The 4,574-nt window shown below is 27.9% G+C and carries 4 protein-coding genes and 3 rRNA genes; 1 reads left to right on the forward strand and 6 read right to left on the reverse strand.

Features of this window, described 5'->3' with window-relative positions:
- Together BUB01_RS22405 and BUB01_RS22410 are read right to left on the reverse strand one after the other, a co-directional pair.
- A 16S ribosomal RNA gene (locus BUB01_RS22405) occupies nucleotides 1-221 on the reverse strand; the annotation flags it as partial.
- Between the two features lie 562 nt (nucleotides 222-783).
- Nucleotides 784-1,734, reverse strand: coding sequence for an L-lactate dehydrogenase (locus BUB01_RS22410; protein ID WP_072993927.1), 951 nt, complete (start codon nucleotides 1,732-1,734; stop codon nucleotides 784-786).
- Nucleotides 1,735-2,066: 332 nt separating this feature from the next.
- Between BUB01_RS22410 and BUB01_RS22415 the strand changes: the two genes are divergently transcribed.
- Complete coding sequence (locus BUB01_RS22415; RefSeq protein ID WP_072993930.1) at nucleotides 2,067-2,306, forward strand: hypothetical protein; 240 nt, start codon at nucleotides 2,067-2,069, stop codon at nucleotides 2,304-2,306.
- A 62-nt stretch (nucleotides 2,307-2,368) separates the two neighbouring features.
- On the opposite strand, the gene BUB01_RS22420 is transcribed toward BUB01_RS22415, so the two are convergent.
- From BUB01_RS22420 to BUB01_RS22435, 4 genes are all read right to left on the reverse strand, one after another.
- Nucleotides 2,369-2,992 carry a copper homeostasis protein CutC gene (locus tag BUB01_RS22420; protein ID WP_072993933.1) on the reverse strand — a complete coding sequence of 208 codons (624 nt, stop codon included), beginning with the start codon at nucleotides 2,990-2,992 and terminating at the stop codon, nucleotides 2,369-2,371.
- 1 nt (nucleotide 2,993) lies between these two features.
- The gene (locus BUB01_RS22425) at nucleotides 2,994-4,109 is read right to left on the reverse strand and encodes a mechanosensitive ion channel family protein (protein ID WP_072993936.1); all 1,116 of its coding nucleotides are present in this window, start codon (nucleotides 4,107-4,109) and stop codon (nucleotides 2,994-2,996) included.
- A gap of 113 nt (nucleotides 4,110-4,222) precedes the next feature.
- Nucleotides 4,223-4,340 (reverse strand): 5S ribosomal RNA (gene rrf, locus BUB01_RS22430).
- 134 nt (nucleotides 4,341-4,474) lie between these two features.
- Nucleotides 4,475-4,574, reverse strand: a 23S ribosomal RNA gene (locus BUB01_RS22435); the annotation flags it as partial.

The raw sequence follows: 4,574 nt of genomic DNA on the forward strand, positions 1-4,574 counted from the left end.
AGCGGATTGCTCCTTTGATCAGTCTACCATGCGATAATCTGATGTTATGCGGTATTAATCTTCCTTTCGGAAGGCTATCCCCCTCTATAAGGCAGGTTGCCCACGTGTTACTCACCCGTCCGCCGCTAGCTTCATCCCCGAAGGGAATCTGCTCGCTCGACTTGCATGTGTTAAGCACGCCGCCAGCGTTCGTCCTGAGCCAGGATCAAACTCTCAATTTAAAGTTTGTAGCTCATTACTGTTGTATGTCTTATGATTTAAATCATAAAGAATTGCTGGTCATATATTTTCTTGCTCTGTTTAATTTTCAAAGACCAAATTTCATTCGTCATCTTCCGACGACTTTTACTATGTTACCACCTTTTCATTTTCATGTCAACATTTTTTTAATACTTGTTTAATGTTCTCAACATCTTAGTTAATATTAAAATTTGTTGAAGTGGTCTGTCGTAAAGATACATATCTTAGCGACGTGTTTTATAATATCATGTTTTTAATTAATATAATTACTATTACTTATTGTATATGTATATTAACACTATTTATGTGTATATTTCTCCATAGTTCTATCTTTTTCGTCTGTAGACACGCTAGGTATAGTTTTTCTTGAAAATGTAGAAAAAGATATAGGAATCCTACCAATATATACATATATCAATAGGATTCCTATATCCTTTTCTGTTTATTTTATATAATAAAACTTTAAATTTTCTTCTTTTATAGTTTCATTTTTATTTTTTCATTATTTAATTATATCTTTCTACATTAATAATGCAGAATTAATTAGTAACCTATAGTTGACATATATTCTCTTAATACAGAATTGGATCTTTTAAATCTAACTAATTCATCCTCTGTCATTTCTATTTCTATTACTTTTTCTACTCCATTTTTACCTATTATACAAGGAACTCCAGTATATATATTTTCTTCGCCATATTCACCGTTTAACATAGCTGATACTGGTATTATTCTCTTTTCATCATGGAATATTGATTTTATTATTCCAATAGCTGCAGCTGCTATTCCATAATAGGTTGTACCCTTTCTTTCGTAAATTTCCCATCCAACTTTCGCTGTTTTTGTTACTATTTCATCTAGATTAATATTTCTAAGTTTATCATTTTTATCTATCATTTTTAAAAATGGTTCTCCTGCAACACTAATATGGGACCATGGAACCATTTGTGAATCTCCATGTTCTCCCATTGAGAATGCTTGTATTGATTTTGTATCTATTCCTTCTAATTTTTCTGATAATATAGTCTTTAATCTTGCTGAATCTACTGATGTCCCTGTTCCTATAATTTTATTTTTTGGTAACCCTGATAATTTCCATACATGATAAGCAATTATATCAACCGGATTTGAAACAAGTATAAAAAATCCATTAAACCCAGATTCCATTATTGGTTCCACTATTGAACGGCATATTTTAGCACTTATACCTAGTGTATCTAACCTAGTTTGTCCAAGCTTTGGTGGTGCTCCTGCTGTTATAATAATTGCATCAACATCCTTACATTCTTCATATTTTGCACTATATACTTTAGTTTTATAAGGCATGTACTCCACAGCATGTGTAATATCCCATGCTTCACCTTTTGCTCTTTCTTCATTTATGTCTATCATTAAAATTTCTTCACATACACATTGATTTATTAGTGAAAATGCGCAACTTGAACCTACCAATCCAGTTCCAACTATAGCAACTTTTCTTAACTTCATAGTCATATTAAATTCCTCCTTTGATTTTAAATAGTCTACCAAAGAATAATTATATAACTTTTAATTTTTTTATCAATGTTAATCGTCAATTATATTATTAACAATTTTATAAGATTTTATTTGCTATAATTGTTACATTTAAATATTAAGGCTGCATTTTTTTACATTTTATTATTTTTTCATATATATTTTATTACATTTTAACAAAGATATATTACTTTAGTCTATTTTATCAATACACTTAATTAAATAATTATTACATTTTTAACATAAACAGTAAATTATATTTATAAGTTTGAATATAATGTATATATCAAGATTGTTATTGAGGTGTTTTTATGGATAATTCTCTAAGTAATAATGATTTAATCTCTACTAATAACTTTTTCTTCAATCCTAATTTATTAAATAATATAGGATTGAATCCTATAGGTGCTAATAATTTATTATCTTTAAGACAATTTAACAATGTAGTATCTATTCAATACTTAATAAATAATTCAAATATAGTTAATATGAATAGAGTAGTTTGCTCAACACCTTTAGTACCTAGAAAGGCTAGTGAAATTTTTGATTAAATACCTAACCCGTAAAAGAACAGTTTAATATACCTTAAATTATTAAACTGCTCTTTTTTTACTTATAAATTGCCTACTATCCTACTACCATGCACTTCAACTGCTCCAACATATTTAACAAAGTCAAAATAGTTATCCTTAGTAAGTCCTCCCCCAGGCAAAATTGTTATTCTATCCTTTGAATAATTTATTAATTCCTTCAAATTCTCTTTGTTTTTAATAGCACTTACTTCTCCACCTTTTGTTAATATCCTGTCTACTCCTAAAGTATATAAGTCATCTATAGCCTTCTTTTTATCTTTAATTTCATCAAAAGCCATATGAAATGTTATACTAAGTGGCTTTGCTAACTCTATAAGCCTTTTCATATTCTCTATATCAATTTCGTTTTTATTATTAAGTATACCAATTACTACACCATTAACATTTAAATCCTTACATAATTTAATATCATTTTCCATTATGATAATCTCATCATTTGTATATATATAATCTCCTCCCCTTGGTCTAATTATTACATTTATAGGCACTTTAATCTTTAACCTTGCTAATTTTATAGTACCTAAACTAGGAGTTGTACCTCCTTCATTTAAATTATCACATAACTCAATTCTATCTGCACCCAACTTTTCTGCATTAATAGCTTGAATATAACTTCCTACACATGCCTCTTTTAATACTTGCATTTTATGTTATTTCCTCCTGATTAATATTTTTTATTGTCTCTATCTGTAACTTCTCTTTATTTATTTTATCATCCATGCCTAAAATTGGATATGCAAATTTTATACTACTACTCTGTAAAATTTTAATAATATTTAAATTTATATTTTCTTTAACCTTCTCATATTCTTTATAATCAATTATATTAGTATAAAAGTATATAAATATTCCATACCCATAAACTGTTATTTCGCTTAAACTAACAATTATTAACTCTTTTTCTACCTTTTTGTTATTGTTCAACATTAACTCTATTTCTTTTATAATGCTTTCTATTTTTTCTATATCTGTTTCAAATGATATGACAAATTTAAAATGTATTCTTCTCATACCTCTTTGAGTCCAATTTATAATATTTGAATTTGCTAATTTAGAGTTAGGTACAGTTACTATTGCTTTTGAAAAGGCCCTTACTCTAGTACTTCTGAAAGTTATTTGCTCAACAGTTCCTTCTACTGTTTCAGTTTGTATCCAATCCCCAATAGCAAAAGGTTTATCTAACACTATTATTATACCTCCAAATAAATTAGAAAAAGTATCTTGTGCAGCTAACGCTAATGCTATTCCACTTACTCCTAACCCTGTTATAAATCCAGTAAATCCAAATTCTTTTGCAATTATACTTATGCATATAACTATAACTATAAGCCTAGCCCCTATAGATATAAAAGGAAATACTATCTTATCTATATTTTCTTTCTTTTTAATTCTACAGTATAAAATCGAATCCTCTAAAGTTAAATTATACAAAAACAGACCTACTACAATAACTATAGCCGATTTTATAAACTTATTATTAGGCATAGGTATATTTCTAACGTTTCCAATATTAATATATTCTAAAGCTAGGTAAATCCCTATAAATATAATTAATAATTTTATAGGCATAATTCCTGCTTTTATGAGATTATTATCAAAATTATTATCTGTGCGATCAACTAACTTTAATATTAAATTTAATACTCTACATATAATATACTTATTTACTAATATAAAAAAATATATTATGAATAAAGCAACTACTATTCTTTCTATAGGATTATTTAAAATAAAATTTAAATAAATCTCTAAATCTGCCAATATATCACCACACTTTATTACAAATAATATAGCTACTTAATATTATTTACAATAATATGTTTTTTATTAATAAAAAACACCCTATAACAAATGTTATAGGGTGTTTTACAATTACCTGGCAACCACTTACTCTCCCACACAGTCTCCCGTGCAGTACCATCAGCCGTAATTTGCTTAACCGTCGTGTTCGGAATGGGTACGGGTGTTACCAAATTACGCATCATTACCAGATGCTATTTCACAGAAATCTTAGATTTCTTTTTGAAATAATACTCATTAGCCAAAGCTTTTGAGTTTCCTTTTTCAGAGTTTGTTCTCTGAAAATTGCATATATAAATCTTAGTTTTTGTTAATTACCTTTTATTTTGGTCAAGCCCTCGATCTATTAGTATGAGTCAGCTGAACATGTTACCATGCTTACACCCCTCACCTATCAACCTTGTGTTCTTCAAGGGATCTTACTAG

Source organism: Clostridium cavendishii DSM 21758 (genome assembly GCF_900141845.1).
GTDB classification, from domain to species: domain Bacteria; phylum Bacillota; class Clostridia; order Clostridiales; family Clostridiaceae; genus Clostridium_AG; species Clostridium_AG cavendishii.